The sequence below is a fragment of the Ensifer sp. 38_S197 genome, assembly GCF_056924495.1.
In genome coordinates, this window is the sequence record NZ_JBXOVZ010000001.1 from 1,862,743 (window position 1) to 1,883,575 (window position 20,833).

The window sequence follows — 20,833 nt, forward strand, 5'->3', positions numbered from 1 at the left end:
TGAAAACTCTAGGCGACCTGCCCGTAGCGTGCCCGGTGATGGGCGACGAAGGCGCGCAAGGCCGCAGAGTTTTTCGGCCTTGCAGGCGGCGACCAATTCAACCCGGCTTTGGCGCCAAGGCGCGGCTGATCGGCAATTGACATGAGTCAATGCAGCAACCGGGTCCTTCAGGCCTGTTCTAGCGACGACCCTCCTGCGCCGCCGTGTGCGGCCACCGGGTCTGCCTATTACCGGTTGTGATTGCGCCGCCGTGGGCTATTGTCGTGGCATGTGTTGAAGGTGGGACGCTGAAATGGAAAAAGCCCGGAAGAATTGGCTCTTGATCGGTCTGGTCGTCCTGGCGCTCGCGGGCGGTTACTATGCCTGGCAGAACTTGGATCGCAATGCGCTGCCTGCCGGGATCGCGAGCGGTAACGGACGCATCGAGGCCGTCGAGATCGATATCTCAACCAAGACCGCGGGACGGATCAAGGAGATCCTGGTGGACGAGGGCGACTTCGTCATTGCCGGCCAGGTGCTCGCCCAGATGGACACTGCGCAGTTGGAAGCGCACAAGCGGCAGGCCGAAGCGCAGCAGCATCGTGCGATTATCGGCGTCGAGGCGGCGAAGAACCTGGTCACGCAGCGCGAAGCGGAAAAGGCGGCGGCGGAAGCCGTGCTGGCGCAGCGGCGAGCGCAACTGGACGCTGCCGAACGACGGCTCGCCCGGTCCGAGCAACTCGTCAGGACGAGCACCGTTTCGCAGCAGGTACTCGACGACGACCGAGCCACTGCTGAGGGTGCCAGGGCGGCAGCGAGTGCTGCCGAGGCGTCGCTTGCCGCGTCGAATGCCGCGATCAATTCGGCGAAGTCCCAGGTCGTCGATGCCGAAGCCTCGGTCGAGGCGGCCAAGGCCTCGGTCGAAAGCATCATCGCCGACATCAATGACAGCACCCTGGTCTCGCCGCGCGACGGCCGTATTCAGTATCGTGTGGTCCAGCCGGGCGAAGTGCTGGCTGCAGGTGGCCGCGTGCTCAATCTCGTCGATCTCGGTGATGTCTACATGACGTTCTTCCTGCCGACGGATCAGGCTGGACGCCTGTCTATCGGCAGCGAGGTCCGGCTCGTCCTGGACGCCGCGCCGCAATACATCATTCCCGCCAGGGTCTCCTATGTAGCCGACGTCGCGCAGTTCACGCCGAAGACGGTGGAGACGGCTGAGGAGCGGCAGAAGCTGACCTTCCGCATCAAGGCGCAGATTCCGAAGGAACTCCTGAAGAAATACATCCGCATGGTGAAAACCGGTCTTCCGGGCGTTGCCTATGTGAAGGTCGATCCGAATGCAGAATGGCCGGCGAGCCAGACCGGCACGCTGGTGCAGTGATGGCTGGATCCGACAGGGCCGGCCTGCCGCCGACAGAGCCCGTGGTTCGCTTGAACGCCGTCACGCTTTCCTATGGCAAGACGAAGGCGCTGGACGACGTGACGCTCGACATCCCGTCCGGCTGCATGGCCGGGCTGATCGGGCCGGACGGCGTTGGGAAATCGAGCCTGCTGTCTCTTGTCGCCGGCGCACGTGCCGTGCAGGCGGGGCGCGTCGAGGTGCTTGGCGGCGACATTGCCGATCCTGGTCATCGGCGCCGGACCTGCCCGCGCATCGCCTATATGCCGCAGGGTCTCGGCAAGAATCTCTATCCGACGCTTTCCGTTTTCGAGAATGTCGATTTCTTCGGCCGGCTCTTCGGCCACGATCGCAAGGAACGCGAGCGGCGGATTGTCAGCCTGCTCGAAAGCACCGGCCTTGCCCCGTTTGCCGAGCGCCCTGCGGGCAAGCTCTCCGGCGGCATGAAACAGAAGCTCGGGCTTTGCTGTGCGCTGATCCATGACCCCGATCTCCTGATCCTCGACGAGCCGACGACCGGCGTGGACCCCCTGTCGCGGCGGCAGTTCTGGGAGCTGATCGACGACATCCGCGCCGAGCGGCCAAGCATGAGCGTTATCGTCGCGACCGCCTATATGGAAGAAGCCGCCCGCTTTGACTGGCTGGTCGCGATGGATGCGGGCCGGGTGCTGGCAACGGGCACACCCGATCAACTGCTTGAAAAGACCAGTGTCGGCACGCTCGATTCCGCCTTCATTGCGCTGCTTCCCGAGGAGATCAGGCGCGAGCACCACGACGTCGTCATTCCGCCGCGCCCGGAAGGCGCAAGCGACGACATCGCCATCGAGGCGAGCAACCTTTCCATGCGCTTTGGCGATTTCGTCGCCGTCGACAATGTCAGTTTCCGCATCGGGCGCGGCGAGATCTTTGGCTTCCTCGGCTCCAACGGCTGCGGCAAGACGACGACGATGAAGATGCTGACTGGCCTGTTGGCCGCCAGCGAAGGGATGGCAAAGCTCTTCGGACGCGAGGTCGACCCGCGCGACATGGAGGTACGCCACCGCGTCGGTTACATGTCGCAGGCCTTTTCGCTCTATACCGAGCTCACGGTCCTGCAGAACCTGGAACTACATGCCAGGCTGTTCGGCATGGAGGCGGAGAACATTCCGAAACGGATCGAGGAACTGGCGAAACGCTTCGATCTCTCTGATGTCATGGAGGTCCTGCCGGACGCCTTGCCGCTCGGTGTGCGCCAACGGCTCTCGCTTGCGGTGGCTCTGATCCATTCACCGGATATCCTCATTCTCGACGAGCCGACGTCCGGCGTCGATCCCGTGGCGCGCGACAGTTTCTGGCAGATCCTCGTCGATCTCTCCCGCAACGACCAGGTGACGATCTTCATTTCCACCCATTTCATGAACGAGGCGATGCGCTGCGATCGCATGTCGCTGATGCATGCGGGCAAAGTGCTCGTCAGCGACACACCGGCCGGCATCATGAAAAGCCGTTCCACCTCGACCCTGGAGGAGGCTTTCATCGCCTATCTGGAAGAGGCGATCGCCGGGGCAACGCAGCCGGCTCCCGCAGTGGTCAGGGCCACGACGCCGCTGAAGCCGGCCGCCGAGCGATCGGCCGAGGCCACGCGGCCTCCGAAATCAGAGTTTTTCGACGTCGGGCGCATGTTCAGCTACACCCGCCGCGAGGCGCTGGAACTGGTGCGCGATCCCATCCGCGCGACGCTCGCCACAATCGGCACGGTCATCCTGATGTTCGTCATCGGCTACGGAATCAACATGGATGTCGAGGACCTGACCTTCGCGGTGCTCGACCGCGACCAGACGACGACCAGCCGCGACTACATTCTCGAGATTGCCGGCTCGCGCTACTTCATTGAGAAGGATCCGATCACCGACTATGCCGATCTCGACCGGCGCATGCGCAACGGCGAACTGAGCCTGGCGATCGAGATTCCACCCGGTTTCGCCCGGGATGCGGCGCGCGGCGATACGGTGGAGATCGCGGCCTGGATCGATGGCGCGATGGCGAGCCGTGCCGAAACGGTCAAGGGTTACGTCCAGGGGCTGCACGCCCATTGGCTGACCGGCAAGATCCGCGAACGCTATGGGGCCGCCGCAACCACCGGCAGCTTCAGGATTGAGACGCGCTTCCGCTACAATCCCGACGTCAAGAGCATCGTCGCCATGGTACCGGCGGTCATCCCGCTCCTGCTGATGCTGATCCCGGCGATGTTGTCGGCGCTCAGCGTCGTGCGCGAGAAGGAACTGGGGTCGATCGTCAATCTCTATGTCTCGCCGGTCACCCGGCTCGAATTCCTGATCGGCAAGCAGATCCCCTATATTGCCCTGGCGATGCTCAATTTCGTGTTGCTGACGGCCTTCGCGATTTTCGTCTTCCGGGTGCCCTTTACCGGCAGCCTGCTTGCCTGGACGGCCGCCGGGCTGATCTATGTCTCGGCGGCGACGGCCATGGGGCTCGTCATCTCGACCTTCATGTCGAGCCAGATCGCCGCGATCTTCGGCACGGCGATCCTGACGCTCATTCCGGCGATCCAGTATTCCGGCATGATCGATCCGGTCTCTTCGCTCGAAGGCGCGGGGGCCTTCATCGGCCAGATCTATCCGACCACCCATTTCATGACGATCGCCCGCGGCACCTTTTCCAAGGCTCTGGGCTTCGGTGATCTCGGCGGCGCCTTCGTGCCGATGCTGATCGCGGTGCCCGTGCTGCTTGCGGTAGGCACGTTCTTCCTCAAGAAGCAGGCGAGGTGACGATGCGCCTGTCCCATATCTATCATCTCGGCATCAAGGAACTCTGGGGGCTCTGGCGCGATCCGATCCTGTTGGTCCTGATCGTCTATTCCTTCACGCTGTCGGTCTATACGGGCTCGACCGCAATGCCGGAAACGCTGAACCGCGCGGCGATCGCCATCGTCGACGAGGACCGATCGCCGGTTTCAACGCGCATCTCGACCGCATTCTATCCGCCCTATTTCGTGCCGCCGCAGATGATCACGCCGGCGCAAATGGACCGCCGCATGGACCAGGGGCTCGAGACTTTCGCGCTCGACATTCCGCCGAATTTCCAGACGGATCTCTTGGCCGGCCGCTCGCCGACGATCCAGCTCAATGTCGATGCGACGCGCATGAGCCAGGCCTTTTCCGGCAATGGCTATATCCAGCAGATCGTAACCGGCGAGGTCTCGGGCTTCCTTGACCGACACCGCAGCGAGACGCCGCTGCCGGTCGATCTTGTCCTGCGCGCGCGCTTCAACGCCGAACTCAACAAGGGTTGGTTCGGCGCGGTTATGAACGTCATCACCAACATCACCATCCTGTCGATCGTGCTGACGGGCGCGGCGCTCATCCGCGAGCGCGAGCACGGAACGGTGGAGCATCTTTTGGTCATGCCCGTGACCCCGTTCGAAATCATGGTCAGCAAGGTCTGGTCGATGGGGCTCGTGGTGCTGCTCGCCTCAGCGGTCTCGCTCATCTTCGTCGTCAAGGGGGCGCTCGCCGTTCCGGTACAGGGTTCGTTCGCCCTGTTCCTGCTGGCAACAGCCCTGCAGCTCTTCGCGACCACGTCGATGGGCATCCTGCTTGCAACGATTGCCGGCTCCATGCCGCAGTTCGGCCTGCTGCTGATGCTGGTGCTTCTGCCGCTCCAGGCTCTGTCCGGCGGCATGACGCCGCGCGAAAGCATGCCCGAGATCATCCAGAACATCATGCTGGCGGCCCCGAACACGCACTTCGTCATTCTGGCGCAGGCGGTTCTTTTTCGCGACGCCGGTCTAGACGTGGTCTGGCCGCAGCTTCTTGCCCTGCTGGTGATCGGCGCGATCCTGTTTGCCTTCGCCATGCGACGCTTTCGGGCATTTCTGAAATAGACGCCGCAGATGGCGGCTGATCGGAAGGCGATGCCGACCGATCGACGCTTGATCGCTGCTTTCCATGCTGCGGGAGGCGTCAGACGGGAATGAATTTCCCGTCGTAGCGCACGCGAAAATTCCGACGCTGGGCATCTTCCTGGAAGCAGACAAACACCAGTTCGAGATCGTGAGTGCTGCTGCGTCTGCCAAGCAGGCTCAGCGTGATCACGATCACGCCGCCATAGGTGCGTGTCAGGTTGATGGCCGCGCGTCGGATTTCGTTAGTGCCGGCATCGTCCCGGTCTTCGCGCCGTTCGTAAACCTGCCAGTAACGCGCGCTTTCCCAGGCGGACCGCAATGCTTCCGTTATCTCCGCCTTGAACTCGTCTACCGACCGTCCCTTGCTCCACGAAACGGTCCGCTCGGTGTGATCGCCAAAGATATCGAGATAGCCGTCATAGTCGTCCGGATGGGAAAAACACCGCTCGATCATTCCGAATGCCACGTCGTCGGAAATTGCTGCCTTAAAGAAAATCGTCATCGAATCGCAACCCTGCCTTGAGCGCCTATGTTGTCAAAGCGTCAGCGGCGTATCCAGTCCCCCGGCGTCTGATCGCTGCCGGGCGAACAACTATCATCTTGCCGCAGTGACTTGAACCGGCTGACATCCAGTCCGTGAAAGGCTCTTACGTCATTCGAAGTCGATATCCGAGGGAAGGCTGGTGGATTGGAAATAGGGGTGTCGTAAAAACAGCAGATGGGGTTCGTCGTCGTGCGATCGAACAGTCCGGTTGCGAGATCTTCCACGCCGCGAAGAAGATGGTGGGTTGAGGTGGCAGCAAGCAATGGCTATGTGGAGCGCTTCCTCTTCAACGAACCACAAGGCCAATCGGGATGATCCCAGAGTTTCTCGTCACCCATTCCGGTGGCTTCCATGCCGACGAGCTGTTGTCCACCGTCATCCTCACGCGGCTTTTTCCAGAGGCCCGTCTCGTCCGCAGTCGGGCTGCGGAATGGATCAGGCCCGGTGCAGACCGCATCATCTACGATGTGGGCGGCCAATATGACGCCGCCGCCGGTATCTTCGATCATCATCAGCGCGGCGCGCCGCTGAGAGCGGACGGCCAGCCCTATAGCTCGTTCGGACTGATCTGGAAGCACTATGGCCGCGACTATCTGGCCGCTTCAGGCGTTCCTGGAGACCATGTCGAGGCGGTCCATGCCGCCTTCGACGTCCGCTTCGTGCTTCCGGTCGACCTGATGGACAATGGCGCGCTCGATCCGTCCGTTGCCGGACCGCTGGCCGGGCTCACGCTGCCGGCGCTGTTGGAAACCTTGAAACCCGTTTTCGACGAGGCCGGCCAGGAGGCTGAGGATCGCGGCTTTCAGGCGGCCTTGGCGATTGCCCGCACGCTCGTCGAGGCTGGCGTAGCGCAACGCGCGGCAAAACTGAGGGCCGAGACGCTCGTCCTTCAGCAAATCGCCCAGGCCGGCGACAGTCGAATCCTCGAGTTGCCGATGGGCATGCCCTTTCGTCCGGCCGTCGTGAAATCTGGCGCCGATCACTTGTTGTTCGTCGTTCATCCGCGCGAAAAAGACTGGTGCCTGACGGGCATCCGCAAGGCCGATGAGGGCTTCGAGCTTCGCGCAGACCTGCCGGTGGCCTGGGCCGGTCTGACCAACGGCGAATTGGAGGCGGTCTGTGGGGTCGCAGGCGCGAGCTTCTGTCACAATGGCCGCTTCATCGCGGCGGCCGCAACGCGCGAAGCGGCCTTCGCCATGGCCGCGCTGGCCGTTGCGGAGGCCACTTCCTCTGCCGTGGAAAACAGGGCGTAAGTCAGGGACTTTGCATCGGGCGGCTTTGCCTGGCCGGAGACAGTATCAGGACCGACCGCGGCGCGATCGGTCGCATGAAGCGGCTTAGCGCTAAGATTTGGGGCCCGCGGTTTTGACGAAATCGACGAAGGCGCGCAGCGCCGCCGGCATTTGCCGCCGGCTGGGGTAATACAGATAGAAGCCGCCGTAATAGGGGCACCAATCCTCGAGCACTCGAACGAGTTTTCCTTCTTCGACGAGCGATCGCACCTGATCCTCGAAGGTGAAGGCTATGCCGGCGCCCGCAAGCGCGGCGTCCACCATCATGTCCTGGTCGTCGACGATCAGCGGGCCGCTCACCTCGACCTGAAGCTCCACGCCGCCGCGCTCGAACTCCCAGGCATAAAGCCGGCCGCTGCCGAAGCGCAGTCCGACACACGGCAGTTCCTTCAGGTGATCGGGAGCGGTTGGCTTGGCAAAGCGTTCAAAGAAGGAAGGCGTTGCCACGATCGCGGTGCGCTGGCGCGGCCCGATCGGTACGGCAATCATGTCCTGTGCGATGACTTCGCCGAAACGAACGCCGGCATCGAAGCCCTCCGACACCATGTCCACCAGGTCGTTGTCGACGACGATCTCGATGCTGATCTTCGGGTAGGCTTCGAGAAAACGCGCGACCAGAGGCAGAAGCACCATCTTTGCGGAGGCGCGCGCCGCATTGAGTTTCAACCGCCCGACAGGGGTGCCCCGGAAGTTGTTGAGGTCGTCCAGCGCATCCTCGATGTCGCGGAAGGCAGGGGCGACCCGGGTGAGCAGAAGTTCGCCTGCTTCCGTCAGCGCGACGCTGCGGGTGGTTCGGTTGAAGAGACGAAGATCGAGCTGTTCTTCAAGAGCCTTCAGGGCATGGCTGAGCGCCGATGGCGTGCAGCCCAGTTCGTCTGCGGCGCGGCGGAAGCTTCGATGCCGGGCCAACGCCAGGAAGGAAGACAGATCGGAAGGCGATACGGTTCTCATTGTTGAATGGTACTCATTAGATCAGGGAGAATCCAGTCGATTATCTCAGCAGATGTGACGGGGTAGAACCTTCTCAGCCGCCGACGATGGAGCGGCGAAACAACAGGAGGTTCACATGCATACTTGGTTCGTCACCGGGGCTTCTCGCGGATTTGGTGCCCTCATCGTTGAAAAGGCGCTCGCCAAGGGCGATCAGGTCGTCGCGACGGCGCGCAATCCGAAGGCGATCGTCGAGCGTTTCGGCGCGCAGCCCAATCTTCTGGCCATGGCGCTCGATGTCACCGACGAGGCTCAGGCGCATCAGGCCGTCGGGCAGGCGATCGCACGCTTTGGCCGGATCGATATTCTGGTCAACAATGCCGGCTACGGACTGCTCGGTGCGGTCGAAGAGGCAAGCGGTGCCGAGATCGAGGCCCTCTACCGCACCAATGTTTTCGGCTTGCTGGCCGTTACCCGTGCCGTGCTGCCGCATATGCGCCGCCAGCATTCGGGACGCATCCTGAACTTCTCGTCGATCGGCGGATATCGCAGCGGGCCCGGCTTTGGCGTCTATTGCTCGACGAAGTTTGCGGTCGAAGGCTTGACCGAGGCACTTGCGGCGGAGCTTGCCCCGCTCGGGATTCATGCCACGGCGATCGAGCCCGGATATTTCCGCACCGACTTCCTCGACTCGACCTCGCTCAGCGTCAGCCCGATCGAGATCGACGACTACGCGGAGACGGCCGGTGTCGTTCGCAGCAAGGCGAAGGACATCAGCCATAACCAGCCGGGCAACCCCGATAAGCTGGCAGAGGTGCTGATCTCGTTCGTCGACGCAGAAAATCCGCCGGTGCGGTTGCCGCTCGGTAGCGACACGGTGGCAGCGATCGAAGCCAAACACGCGTCGGACGCCGAGCTTCTGGCCCAATGGCGTGCCGTGTCCCTCTCGACCGATTTCTACCCGGCCGCATAAACGTTGAGGCGGTCGGCCGCTTCCTCAGGCTCCGCCATGGTGCGGGGCCTTCTCGTTGCCAGGCCAACTTAGTTCGCGCCGACGGGCTTGAACTGTCGGCGCTGTTGCAGGTCACTTAACCGTTCGACGCTGCGCCTTCCGCCGGGGACTGCGACCTCGAAGGTCGGGTCGCCAGCCAGAAGACGAGCGAGGCAAGGCTGATCACCGTGCCCATCAGACAGACGCCGCTCCATCCCGCATGCGCGTAGGCGACGGTGGAAAGGGAGGATCCGATCGCGCTGCCGAGCGAGTAGAACAGCATGTAGCCAGCCGTCAGCCGGTTCTGCGCTTCCGGGCGGACCCGGTAGATCAAGGCCTGGTTCGTGACGTGGACCGCCTGGAGCCCGAAGTCGAGAACGAGGACACCGGCGATCAGCCACAGAATGGACTGGTCCAGCAATGAGATCGGAAGCCACGCAATGAGCATGAGCGCGAGTGCAATGCCCGTCGTCGTCTGGCCCAGTCCAAGGTCGGCCCAGCGGCCCGCGCGAGAAGCAGCCAGTGCCCCGGCGATGCCTGCCAAGCCAAAAAGACCGACCTTCGTATGCGACATGGAGAAGGGCGGCGCACTCAACGGCAGGACAAGTGGGGTGAGCAGCGTCGTCACGTTCGCGAAAATCAGCAGGGCGATCACGCCCCGGGTGCGCAGCACCGGCTCTTGCCAGATCAGCTTGAAGGTGGAGCCGACAAGGCGGGGGTAGCTGAGCTTGCTCGCTTCCCGCTTCTGGTGTGGCAGGAGCCGATACAGCAAGACGGTGATCACAAGCGTCACGGCACACGATGCGAGATAGACCGATCGCCAGCCGAAGAGATCCGTCAGAAGACCTGCGACGGTACGGGCGGACAGGATGCCGATCACGATGCCGCTGGTGACGAAACCGACCACGTGGCCACGTTCAGATGGCCGGGCCAGGCTGGCCGCATAGGCGACCAGGGCCTGCGTCAGGACGGCAAGCATGCCGACGGTCGCGATCGAGGCCATCAGCATTTCCGTGTTGGTTGAAAGGGCCACGAAGCCGAGCGCCATCGCCGAAAACAGCGATTGGGCGATGATCACCCTGCGGCGATCGAAAAGGTCGCCAAGCGGAACAAGCAGGATCAGGCCGAGTGCGTAGCCGACTTGCGTCGCCCCGACGATCAAACCGGCACCTCTTTGTGAAAGGTCGAGGTCGGCCGCCATCACATCCAGCAGGGGATGCGCAAAATAGGCGTTGGCGACCGCAAGGCCAGCGGCAAAAGCAAAAAGGGACATCATCGGGCGCGTCAACGGTGACACCGCAGCACCGGCATTTGGGCGCATGCCATCGTTTGCGGCGTCGCTCGACGCCGCAGCAGCTCTACCATCCATTGGACTTCTTCCTTGTTTTGGTTTAATAATGAAACCAAGCAATGAATACCGATTTGGTTGTATAATGCAACCAAAAATCTCGTGGCCCGGGAGAGGAGAGTTCGTATGGTGGCGCGCAAAAGCCTCAAGGGCGACTACTGCCCGAGCGCGCGATCGCTGGACGCGATCGGCGACTGGTGGTCGCTGCTGATCGTGCGCGATGCGTTCGACGGACTGAGGCGCTTCAGCGATTTTCACAAAAGCCTCGGCATTGCCAAGAACATCCTGACGGATCGTCTGCGCACGCTCGTCGACCGCGGCATTCTCGAGACGGTTCCCGTGGACGGGACGAAGGCCCGGGTCGAGTATCAGTTGACGGCCATGGGGCGGGACCTGTTTCCCGTGATGGTTGCCTTGCGGCAGTTCGGTGAACAACACCTCTTTCAGCCCGGCGAAGAGCATTCCCTGCTGGTCGAAAAGGAAACCGGGTTGCCGGTGAAGCTCGATATCCGCACGCAGGATGGCAGGCCGATCGGTGCCGCCGAGACGGTCCTGATCAAGGTTCCCGAAGACTGATCGGGTCTGCAACGATCGCACAACGGGGACAAACTATTCGTCGCCAGCCGGACGGCTGGTGCGGGTTTTCGGTGTTCTCCGGCCGGCGACGCGTGCCGGCGAAGCTCTCCGGGGGGTGTGCCTTGAACCTCGATACAGAAGTGAGACGAACCGGGCAGGTTGGGCGCTCGACTGCCGTTTCGTTGGCCATGGCGAGAAACCGGAAAAACCGCCATGTTCGCCATCCCTGCCGCGTCCGGTTGACACGGTTCGCGCTCGGTTGGGTAATAGTCCTGCCGGGAAAAAGTTCCGCGCCTGCAACGGGATACGGGTGCCCGATCGCAGGCGCGTGCGCCCAGCCGATCGAGAGCCGCGAAAGACCGCTGCGAACGGCACCGCTCTAAAGCACGGTGACAAGAAGTACCCTGATGGCGGCGGCACCTTGGCGGTGCCGCATGACGGCGAGCGGATCGCCGTGCGTGGCACGGCTGGCCTTGCCGGCGGGTACTTCCGGCTAGATCCAATCCAGCTACACCTGGACGAAATGGTCCTCCCCGACCTGCCGGTAACGCCGTTCGGCCGGAACATAGTCGGGGGCGCGCAAGGGGCTCTTGAGCTCGTCGCTCGCGACGCCGCGGCGGGCATGGCGGCGTGTCGGATCGGCAATCGGCACGGCGGCGATCAGCTTCGTCGTATAGGGGTGCTGCGGGTTTTCGAACACCTGGGCGCGCGACCCGATCTCGACGATTTCACCGAGATGCATGACCGCAACGCGGTGGCTGACGCGCTCGACCACGGCCATGTCGTGCGAGATGAAGAGGTAGGCAAGACCGAGGCTCGCCTGCAAATCGAGCAGCAGATTGATGACCTGCGCCTTGATCGAGACGTCGAGCGCGGAGACGGATTCGTCGGCGACGATGACCTTCGGGTCGAGCGCAAGCGCCCGGGCGATACAGACGCGCTGGCGCTGGCCGCCAGAGAATTCATGCGGGTAGCGTGCGGCCATCTCGGCCTGCAGCCCGACCCGTTCCAGAAGGTCCGCAACCTTCTCGCGCGCCTGTCTGGCCGTGCCGAGCCTGTGCTCGAGAAAGGGTTCAGCGATCGCGGCCCCCACCGTCATGCGCGGGTTGAGGCTGGCAAAGGGATCCTGGAAGATCATCTGCATGGTGCGGCGCATCTCGCGGAGCCGCTTCCGGTCCATTGCCAGAACATCCTGTCCGTCGAGCATCACCGAGCCGCTTTCCGGCTCAATCAGGCGCATGATGGCGCGGCCGGTCGTCGACTTGCCGCAGCCGGATTCGCCCACGAGCGACAGCGTCTCGCCCGGCTGCAGGCTGAAGGAGACGTTCTCGATCGCGTGCACGCGGCCCTTGAGCTTGCCGAGAAGGCCGGCGTGGATGTCGAAGCGCTTGACGAGGTTCTTGACCTCGAGGATCGGCTTGCGGCCGGATTGAACCGTATCGGTGGCTTCGGCTGAGGCTGTCGGCAGGCCGGTCGCCGCGTCGACGACAGGAAAGCGCATCGGCTGGCTCTCACCCTTCATCGAGCCGAGCATCGGCACGGCCGAAAGCAGTGCGCGCGTATAGGGATGTTTCGCCCGGAGGAAGATGTCCTCCGTGCGTCCCGTTTCGACGGCGTCGCCACGGAACATCACCACGGTACGATCGGCGATCTCGGCAACGACGCCCATGTCGTGGGTGATGAAGAGTACCGAGGTGCCTTCCTCCTCCTGCAGCACCTTGATGAGGTCGAGGATCTGGCCCTGGATTGTCACGTCGAGCGCCGTCGTCGGCTCGTCGGCGATCAGAAGTTTCGGGCGGCTGGCAAGCGCCATGGCGATCATCACGCGCTGGCGCATGCCGCCGGAGAAACGGTGCGGATATTCGTCGAAGCGGGACGCCGCAGAAGGGATGCGGACCTTTTCGAGCAGGCGGATGGTTTCTGCCCGGGCGTCGGCCTTCGACATGGGCTTGTGGCACAGCAGCGCCTCGGAGATCTGGTCGCCGATGGTGAACAGCGGATTGAGGCTGGTCATCGGTTCCTGGAAGATCATCGCAACGTCGTTGCCGCGTACATTTCGCATCTCGCTTTCGTGCAGGTCGAGGATGTTGCGCCCGCCCATCATCACCCGTCCCTCGATGCGGCTCGTCTCCTTCTGCAGGAGCCGCATGATCGAGAGCGAGGTGACGCTCTTGCCCGATCCGGATTCGCCGACGATCGCAACGGTTTCGCCGGGTGCGACCTCAAAGGAGATGTCGCGCACGACCGGCTTCCAGGCGCCGTCAACCAGGAATGAAGTGGTCAGGTTCTCGACAGAGAGAACGGGCGCCGTCGAACGGTCCTGCTGAGCTTGGGTCTCGGTCATATCGGCTCCTCCGCCTGGTATTGTGCGTCTCGTCGCTTTTGGATGCTGAGATCAGTCGAGCCAGCGCAGAAGGCCGGCGAAGCGGCGGGCGTTGCGCTCGCTGAGCGAGGTGGCAATGATCTCGTTCGATGCTCTCGCCTTGTCGAGTTCTTCGGCAAGGCGGCTTGCGACGATCTTCTCCTGACCGGGATGCAGGTTGCAGGGGTCCAGGTAGAAGTAATTATGTTCGACCTCGTGGTCGCGCACGATGATCGGTGGCGCGCCGCGCGCGAGCGCATCGGCGAGATCCCAGGCGGTGATGTGGGCCTCCTGCGGATCGATGGCGACGCGCAGACGGTCGAGTGGGTTATTGGTCGGATCAGCCTCGATTACCGGCTTGATGCCGGGACGACCGCTCAGCGTCTCGTACCAGAGGTTCAGGTAACCGGTTTCGCGTTCGCGGATGCCGGCATGGTCGCGCCTCTCCCAGGCTTCGAGTGCCGCCATTACGCCGAGCATGCTTTCCTTGCCGACCTTCATGCCGCGGCCGATGCCGAGGTTCTGCAGGAAGGTGTTGCGCACCAGGTCCTTTCTGCCGGCGACGATGCCTGAGGTCGGGCCGCCCAGGAACTTGTGGCCGGAATAGAGCACGATGTCGGCGCCCTGTTCGAGGAAGATGCGCAGATCGTACTCAGAGGCAGCATCGACGATGACGGGGACGCCCTTCGAATGGCAGACCTCGGCAAACTCCTTGAGACCGACGAGGCCGTACTGCACGACGTGATGGGAGACGACATAGATGGCGCAGGCCGTGCGCTCGTTGATCGCACCTTCGATATGATAGCGATAGGCCGAGGTCGCCTGGCCGACGAGCACCGGTTTGGCGCCGGCGATGCGGATGGCCTGGTCGACGGGGGCGCCGTAGCTCACCACGTGGCCCATCTGGATGATAACCTCGTTCTTGAGGCCGGTCGTATCCGGCAGGCGCTCGATTGCCGCGAGACTGTTGCCCGTCATGGTGCCGGCGACGGCGAGGCTGATGCCCGCGGAGCAGGAAGCGGTCACAAAACCGGCCTCGGCACCCGTTAGCCGTGCGATGACCGGGCTGACCTTGCGCTGCAGATCGTTGATCTCGACAAACTGCGGCAGTATGCCTGTCATTGCGGCAATCGCTTCCGGGACCACGATCGATGCCCCGAGGCTGGTCATCGTGCCGGAGACGTTGATAACGGGACGAAGTCCGAGAGCTTCGCGAATGTCACGGTCAGGCATAGTGGTCTCCATGTGATTTTCTGGTCGTCCAGGCGGCTAGACTATTCCGTTTTCGCGGAATATCTACCATAGTAATGAAGTAAGCGTGAGGCGTTTCGCCGTACGGTCCAGCCGTCTTGAGCGGACCTGCATGGCTGCAGCCTCGCATTTCGCTGTCGATATAAGATCCAAGCCGCGCGGGAGTGGAGCAGTGGACAAGACGACGACCGGCGCAGAGCCGAACGACGACATTGAAACGACCGGCAAGCCGCGCCGTTCGCGCGTGAGCGGCATGGACCGCGCCTTGCAGGTTCTGGATTTCCTTTACGAGACGGGCGCCCCGAGCGGCGTCTACGCCATCGCCAAGGCCGTCGGTGCGCCGCTGTCGACGGCTTACGTCATCGTCGACGACATGGTCGAAAAGAACCTTCTCAGCCGCGATGCCGATGGTCTCGTCTGGCTTGGCGACCGGCTCTATCACTATGGCCTGGCCTATGCCCGCTCTCTCGACTTCCTCGGCGTTGCCACCCGCGAGATGCACGACCTCGGCCGTGTGGTTTCCGAGACGATCCAGCTTTGCGGTCGCGACGGCGACTATATGCAGGTGCTCGCCATGGCCGACGGTCCCGGCCATTTCCAGGTCACGTCGCGCGTCGGCACACGCGTGCCGCTCAACTGGACGGCCTCCGGCCGGCTGCTCGTCGGCCATCTGCCGGCCGATGAACGGCTCGAGCTTTTCCGCCGCTGCGCCCGCACATCGCCGACCGGCCGCGCCGATATCGATCCGGCGACCCTTTCCGCCCAGGCCGAAAGCGCGCTGGCCGCGCGGCTGTCGATCCAAGCGGGTGAATCCGATTATGCGGTCGCCTGCGTCGCCGCGCCGATCCTCGACGACAAAGGCAATTGCGCTGCCACGATCTCGATCGTGCTGCCGGAGCAGAAGATCCTCGACGATCGGGCGTTTTACGCCGATCACGTCAGGGTTTCCGCGGAGCGTATCGAGAAGATGATGGGCTGGCGCAGCCATTGATCCGACCTCCCGTCGTCACTCGTGCAGAGCGACGATCGCCTCGATCTCGACGGTGATGTTGCCGGGTAGAGACCCGAAACCCACCGCCGAGCGCGCATGGCTGCCGGCCGCTCCAAAAACGTCGATCATCAGGTCCGAGCAGCCGTTGATGACGCGCGGATGCTCGGCGAAGTCCGGTACTGCGTTAACCATGCCGAGGATCTTGACGATGCGCTTGACCCGTCCGAGATCGCCCAGCGCGTCGTGCATGACGGCAAGCAGGTTGATGCCGGTCAGCCGCGCATGGTCATAGGCGCTGTCGATATCGACATCCGCACCCACCTTGCCAGCATGCAGATGGCCGTCGACCTCGCGCGGTCCCTGGCCCGAAAGGTAGAGGATGTTGCCCTCGCGCACATGCGTCACGAAGTTAGCGATCGGCGGCGGCGCCGGTGGCAGGTCGATGCCGAGGGCCCGAAGCCGTTGATAGGGTGAGGCAGCTTCGGGGCTGTCTTTCTTCTGATCCAGACTGTTCACGCGATGTCCTGTCATTTCTGTATTCGGTGGCCTTTGGTCAGCGGTAGCCGTAGCCATGGCTGTGGTCCGGGCATTCGACGCGCTGCGGCTGGTAGCGGTTGGCCGTGACCACATCGGTGCCCATCACTGCGTAACGCGGTTCGAAGAGGCGATTGAGGTGCGCCTCTGCGCCGAGTGAATCAAAGACGCGCAGTTCGGAGTCGACGAGGTCGAAGAGGGTGAATTCGGCGCGAGCGCCGACGGCGAGCAGATTGTCCATCGGCAAGCGGATCACCGAGGCCGGCGCGTGGGTTACGGCCTCGACCACTTTCTCGAAGGGCATGCCGACGCTGAGGAGTTTTGACATGGTCGTGCCGAGGTCCCAGACGGACTGGTTCATGCTGCGCAGATGCACGTCGGTGGAGATGGAGAAGGGCAGGAGCCCGCGGGCGATCGCGACTTCCGCGACGCGGAAGGAGAAGGAGGCGCCGCCATGGCCGATGTCGAGGCGGATACCTTCGCCGGCGCAGCGCTCGGCAAGTTCGAACAGGTCCTCGTCCTCAATGATGCTCGACCCTGCCTTGCCGTTGAAGCAATGGGTGACGATGTCGCCGGGACCGAGGATCTCCAGAACCTCGTCATAGAGCGCCGGCGGCTCGCCGACATGGACCATCATCGGGACCTTCAGGATCTTGGCGATCTTCTTGCCGAGTTTCACCGGCGTCACGCCCCAGGAACCGGTGATGACGTGGCTGGCGCGGACTTTCAGCCCGACGATGTGCTCGCGGTTTTCCTGGTAGCAGGCAATGATGCGGTCGATGTCGATCGAGCGGATATCGGAGAGTTCGCTGACGCGATTGCAGGCGACGAGACCGATCGACCCGAGATTGAGGAACGCCTTGATGCGCTCGCGTGCCGGCTCGATGATATATTCGCGGAAGCCGTGGAAATTGGCCTCGCCGGCCGAACCTGCGTCGACGATGGTGGTGACCCCGCGCTCCATGCCGCAGAGCTGCGGGCGCACGGAGATGTCGGTGCCGCCATGCCAGACATGGGCGTGAAGGTCGATCCAGCCGGGGGAGATCCAGGCACCCTTGCCTTCAACCCGGCGCGCGCCGCCGGGAGCCTCAAGGTTCGGGCCCAGTGCCGCGATGCGGCCCTCGCCGTTGACGAGAATGTCGATCGTCTCAGTCGGCGCCGCCATACCGAAGGCGACGGGCTTCACCTGCCGGATCAGCACGGGAGCAGCGCCGGGAGTTGCGTTCGTCATGACTTACAGATCCTTTCTGAGGCGGGGGTCGAGCATGTCGCGCAGGCCATCGCCGACCATCTGCAGCGACAGCACCGAAAGCACGATGGCGATGCCGGGGAAGAGCGTCACCCAATCGGCCTGGCCGATATATTGGCGACCCGAGGCGATCATCGTGCCCCAGGTCGGAATTTCCGGGCTGACGCCGACGCCGAGGAAGGAGAGACCGGCTTCGGCGAGCATGGCGTGGGCAAAGAGGAAGGTGCCTTGCACGAGCACCGGTGAAAGAAGATTGCGCAGCACGTGCCGCGTCATGATATGCGGCGTCGAAATACCGAGCGCGCGCGCCGCCTCGACATAGGGCAACTCGCGGATCACCAGCGTCGAAGCGCGCACGACGCGGGCGAGCCTCGGCGCATAGACGATGCTGAGCGCGATAATCACGGTCGTCAGTGATGGCCCGAGGGCAGCGACAAGCGCGATCGCAAGCAGGATGTCCGGGAAGGCCATCATCGCGTCGATGACCCGGGCGATCGGCGTGTCGAGCTTCGGGAAGAAGCCGGCAAGCAGTCCGAGCACGACGCCGATGACGGTCGCAAGCGTGACGACCGCCGCGCCGACAAAGAGCGACAGCCGGCCCGCATAGATCGTGCGGGAGAAGACGTCACGGCCGAATTCGTCGGTGCCAAAGAACCATTGCATGCCGGGCGGTGTCAGCCGGTTGACGATCGACAGCTTGCCGGGCGCATGGGGCGCAATCAGCGGAGCGAAGGCGGCAAGCAGCACGAAGACGGTGAGGACGATCAGGCCGAGAGCAACCGTCTTGCGCTTCAGGAGCCGGCGGATGAACTTGCGGCCCTCGCTCTCGGAGGGCACGGATACGGTGATAGCCATCAGTAGCGCACCCTTGGATCAACGAGGAGATAGAGCATGTCGATCGCAAAATTGATCAGCACGTAAAGTGCGGCGATGACGAGCAGTGCGCCCTGGATCACCGGATAGTCGCGGCGAAGCACGGCGGAGACGACGAGGTTGCCCACACCGGGCAGGCCGAACACAGTCTCCGTGACGACCGCGCCGGAAATCAGCACGGCGGCGGTGAGGCCGATGATCGTCAGGATCGGGATGAGCGCGTTCTTGAGCGCGTGTTTCATCACCACCTTGCGTTCGCCGAGCCCCTTGGCCCGGGCGGTGCGGATGAAATCGTCGCCGAGTACGTCGAGCATCGAGGCGCGGGTGAAGCGCAGGATCAGTGCGGAGGAGACGACGCCGAGCGCGATCGCCGGCAAGGTCAGGTGATACATGCGCTCAGTGAACGAAGAGCCGGGACCGCCATAGCCGGAGACCGGAAACCAGCCGAAGCGGACGGCAAGCACCTGGATGAGGATCAGGCCGAGCCAGAAGCTCGGTATGCTGGCGGCCAGCATTGCGAGCGTTGTTGCCGCCTGGTCGACGAGGGAACCGCGCTTATAGGCGGCGTAGATGCCGATCGGCAGCGCGATGGCGCAGGCGATCACGATCGAGAACAATGTCAGGAAGAAGGTCGGTTCGGCCCGTTCGGCAAGGGCCGAGGTGACTGGCTGGTTGAGGAAGATCGACTGGCCGAGATCGCCCTGCAGCAATTGCCCGATATAGTAGACATATTGCAGCCCCAACGATTGATCGAGGCCGAGCCGGGTGCGCAATGCCGCGATGTCTTCTTGAGTCGCTTCCGGACCGAGCATCACCGCAGCCGGGTCGCCCGGGGTCACGCGGACGATGACGAAGACGATCGTGACGACGAGCGCCATGACGACGATCATGCCCATCAGCCGCTGGAGAATGTAGCGTAACATGGTGGCCTCGAAACTTTCCTGTGCGCGTCAACCGCCGAAGCGGATGAAGACCGGCGCGTCCTTCTGGCGGGCGCCCAGCAAATGGCCGCGCGCCCGCCGAAATCCCTGGGAGGTGGGAGCTTATTTCTTGATCGAAGCGTTCCAGAAGTATGGCCATGGCGCCGGCGAGACGCCTTCCAGTGTCTTCGACTTTGCCGAGAGCGCGTTGAAGTCGCCGACCTTGATGAACGGTACTTCCTCGTAGATCACCTTCTGCACGTCAGCCCAAAGGGCCACACGCTTGGCTGGATCGGACTCGGCATTGAAGGCATCGACCGCCTTGGCACGCGCCGGGGTATCCCAATTGCCGGGTGCCTTGGTCGACATCATGCCGATCAGCGCCGGTTCCGGCAGGAAGGGGCTGTGGGTTATGTAGATGTCCCAGAGCGTCGGGTCGGCGCGGCGCTGGGTGAGCGTTGCCCAGTCGACCACCTGCAGATCGACCGTGAAGCCGGCAAGCTTCAGATACTCGGCCGCGACCTGGGCCATCTTGTAGTGGAACTCGTACTGGCGGCTGGTCAGGATGCGCAGCGGCTCACCCTTGTAGCCGGCGGCTTTCAACAGTTCGCCAGCCTTCTCCGGATCGGCGATGTTGTAGGCGCCTTCGGTGCCTGCATCGGTCCGCCAGGCGTATTGCGACGGGTAGAGGGCCGCGTCGAGCGCATAGAAGTCGGTGCTGCCGAAGGCGGCCGCCATCATGTCTTCCATGCTGAGTGAGGCGCGGATCGCCTTGCGCAGCTCGACATTCTTGGTCATGCCGTTACCGGAGTTCAGCACGAAGACCGGCCAGCCGAAAGGCTGCAGCATGACAGGCTCGGAGGCGCTCGAACCCTTTACCCGCTCGAAGGATTCGACCGGCAGCGAGTCGACATAGTCATACTGGCCGGAAACGGCGGCCTCGACGCGGGTGTTCGGGTCCGGAACGGGCACGAAGCGGATTTCGTCGGCATACTGGTGGCGGGCACCGCCATAGCCGTTGGCCTCGCCTTCCGGTGATTTGTAGGCGTCGAAGCGGGTGAGCTGGATATACTGGTCGGCCTTGCGCTCCTTGAGCTGATAGGGGCCGGTGCCGACGAAATCGGTCATCGGTTCGGCCTGCTTCTCCGACGGAAGCACGATCGCTGCGGAGTTGTTGAAGGCCAGCAGCGAGACGAGCGGCGCGTAAGGGGTGTTGAGCGAGATCTTCACCGTCAGCGGGTCGACCGCCTCGATACCGGCGATCGTCGTTGCCGTCTGCTTGCCGCGCGAGGCAACCTTGGTCCAGCGCTCGAGCGAGGCGACGACGTCCTTGCTGTCGAGGTCGGTGCCATCATGGAACTTGACGCCGGAGCGCAGCTTGATCGTGTAGGTCTTGCCGTCGGCGCTGATCTCCGGCAGCGCGCTGGCCAGAAGCGGCGTCGGCTTCCAGTCCTTGTCGAAGGTGTAGAGCGTCTCGAAGATGTGCTGTGAGACGATGCCGACGAGATCGGCGGTCGAGGCCATCGGATCGAGCGTCGGCGGTTCGCCCACCGTCGCGACATTGATGACGCCACCTTTTTCCTGCGCAAAGGCGAAGGATGCCGATGCAATGAGCGCCGTTCCGACAAGCAAGGCAAGTTTAGTCGATTTCATGATTGCTCCTCCTCATATTCCATAGTTGTGCTAT

Annotated in this window: 17 protein-coding genes; 7 read left to right on the forward strand and 10 right to left on the reverse strand. The window is 63.1% G+C overall.

Annotated elements, in window-relative coordinates; genetic code table 11:
- Positions 1-292: 292 nt before the first annotated feature.
- Genes AC1Z3V_RS08680 through AC1Z3V_RS08690 form a run of 3 tightly spaced genes read left to right on the forward strand, consistent with a single transcriptional unit; the run spans position 293 to position 5,264 of the window.
- Positions 293-1,363, forward strand: coding sequence for an HlyD family secretion protein (locus AC1Z3V_RS08680; RefSeq protein ID WP_483498335.1), 1,071 nt, complete (start codon positions 293-295; stop codon positions 1,361-1,363).
- Positions 1,363-4,149 (forward strand): ribosome-associated ATPase/putative transporter RbbA, encoded by a 2,787-nt coding sequence (rbbA, locus tag AC1Z3V_RS08685; RefSeq protein WP_483498336.1) that lies wholly within the window; start codon positions 1,363-1,365, stop codon positions 4,147-4,149. Before AC1Z3V_RS08680 ends, rbbA begins: the two co-directional genes overlap by 1 nt.
- Before the next feature lie 2 nt (positions 4,150-4,151).
- Positions 4,152-5,264, forward strand: coding sequence for an ABC transporter permease (locus AC1Z3V_RS08690; RefSeq protein ID WP_483498337.1), 1,113 nt, complete (start codon positions 4,152-4,154; stop codon positions 5,262-5,264).
- Positions 5,265-5,343: 79 nt separating this feature from the next.
- Here AC1Z3V_RS08690 and AC1Z3V_RS08695 read toward each other — a convergent pair whose 3' ends face one another.
- Positions 5,344-5,787 carry a hypothetical protein gene (locus tag AC1Z3V_RS08695; protein ID WP_429809612.1) on the reverse strand — a complete coding sequence of 148 codons (444 nt, stop codon included), beginning with the start codon at positions 5,785-5,787 and terminating at the stop codon, positions 5,344-5,346.
- A 353-nt stretch (positions 5,788-6,140) separates the two neighbouring features.
- Between AC1Z3V_RS08695 and AC1Z3V_RS08700 the strand changes: the two genes are divergently transcribed.
- On the forward strand, positions 6,141-7,082 hold the full coding sequence (locus AC1Z3V_RS08700; protein ID WP_483498338.1) for an MYG1 family protein: 942 nt from the start codon (positions 6,141-6,143) through the stop codon (positions 7,080-7,082).
- Between the two features lie 90 nt (positions 7,083-7,172).
- Here the strand turns inward: AC1Z3V_RS08700 and AC1Z3V_RS08705 are convergent, their stop codons facing one another.
- A complete protein-coding gene (locus AC1Z3V_RS08705; protein WP_483498339.1) occupies positions 7,173-8,072 on the reverse strand; it encodes a LysR family transcriptional regulator in 900 nt (299 codons plus the stop codon).
- Positions 8,073-8,187: 115 nt separating this feature from the next.
- Here AC1Z3V_RS08705 and AC1Z3V_RS08710 point away from each other — a divergent pair, with 115 nt between their 5' ends.
- The gene (locus AC1Z3V_RS08710) at positions 8,188-9,024 is read left to right on the forward strand and encodes an oxidoreductase (RefSeq protein ID WP_483498340.1); all 837 of its coding nucleotides are present in this window, start codon (positions 8,188-8,190) and stop codon (positions 9,022-9,024) included.
- 115 nt (positions 9,025-9,139) lie between these two features.
- Here AC1Z3V_RS08710 and AC1Z3V_RS08715 read toward each other — a convergent pair whose 3' ends face one another.
- Positions 9,140-10,363, reverse strand: a complete 1,224-nt coding sequence (locus AC1Z3V_RS08715) for an MFS transporter (protein WP_483499602.1) — start codon at positions 10,361-10,363, stop codon at positions 9,140-9,142.
- Positions 10,364-10,516: 153 nt separating this feature from the next.
- Here AC1Z3V_RS08715 and AC1Z3V_RS08720 point away from each other — a divergent pair, with 153 nt between their 5' ends.
- Positions 10,517-10,966: a winged helix-turn-helix transcriptional regulator gene (locus AC1Z3V_RS08720; RefSeq protein WP_483498341.1), complete on the forward strand. Its 450-nt coding sequence runs from the start codon at positions 10,517-10,519 to the stop codon at positions 10,964-10,966.
- A gap of 508 nt (positions 10,967-11,474) precedes the next feature.
- On the opposite strand, the gene AC1Z3V_RS08725 is transcribed toward AC1Z3V_RS08720, so the two are convergent.
- Together AC1Z3V_RS08725 and AC1Z3V_RS08730 are read right to left on the reverse strand one after the other, a co-directional pair.
- Entirely contained in the window at positions 11,475-13,310 is a 1,836-nt protein-coding gene (locus AC1Z3V_RS08725; RefSeq protein WP_483498342.1) for an ABC transporter ATP-binding protein, read from the reverse strand.
- A 51-nt stretch (positions 13,311-13,361) separates the two neighbouring features.
- A complete protein-coding gene (locus tag AC1Z3V_RS08730) occupies positions 13,362-14,561 on the reverse strand; it encodes an aminotransferase class V-fold PLP-dependent enzyme (protein ID WP_483498343.1) in 1,200 nt (399 codons plus the stop codon).
- 271 nt (positions 14,562-14,832) lie between these two features.
- Here AC1Z3V_RS08730 and AC1Z3V_RS08735 point away from each other — a divergent pair, with 271 nt between their 5' ends.
- Complete coding sequence (locus AC1Z3V_RS08735) at positions 14,833-15,570, forward strand: IclR family transcriptional regulator (RefSeq protein WP_429809839.1); 738 nt, start codon at positions 14,833-14,835, stop codon at positions 15,568-15,570.
- Positions 15,571-15,585: 15 nt separating this feature from the next.
- On the opposite strand, the gene AC1Z3V_RS08740 is transcribed toward AC1Z3V_RS08735, so the two are convergent.
- From AC1Z3V_RS08740 to AC1Z3V_RS08760, 5 genes are all read right to left on the reverse strand, one after another.
- Positions 15,586-16,101, reverse strand: coding sequence for a RidA family protein (locus AC1Z3V_RS08740; RefSeq protein WP_483498344.1), 516 nt, complete (start codon positions 16,099-16,101; stop codon positions 15,586-15,588).
- 22 nt (positions 16,102-16,123) lie between these two features.
- Positions 16,124-17,335, reverse strand: coding sequence for an amidohydrolase/deacetylase family metallohydrolase (locus tag AC1Z3V_RS08745; protein WP_483498345.1), 1,212 nt, complete (start codon positions 17,333-17,335; stop codon positions 16,124-16,126).
- Positions 17,336-17,338: 3 nt separating this feature from the next.
- Complete coding sequence (locus AC1Z3V_RS08750; protein ID WP_483498346.1) at positions 17,339-18,208, reverse strand: ABC transporter permease; 870 nt, start codon at positions 18,206-18,208, stop codon at positions 17,339-17,341.
- A complete protein-coding gene (locus tag AC1Z3V_RS08755; RefSeq protein WP_483498347.1) occupies positions 18,208-19,149 on the reverse strand; it encodes an ABC transporter permease in 942 nt (313 codons plus the stop codon). The genes AC1Z3V_RS08750 and AC1Z3V_RS08755 overlap by 1 nt, the downstream gene beginning before the upstream one ends.
- 120 nt (positions 19,150-19,269) lie before the next feature.
- Positions 19,270-20,799, reverse strand: coding sequence for an ABC transporter substrate-binding protein (locus AC1Z3V_RS08760; protein WP_483498348.1), 1,530 nt, complete (start codon positions 20,797-20,799; stop codon positions 19,270-19,272).
- Positions 20,800-20,833 lie beyond the last annotated feature (34 nt).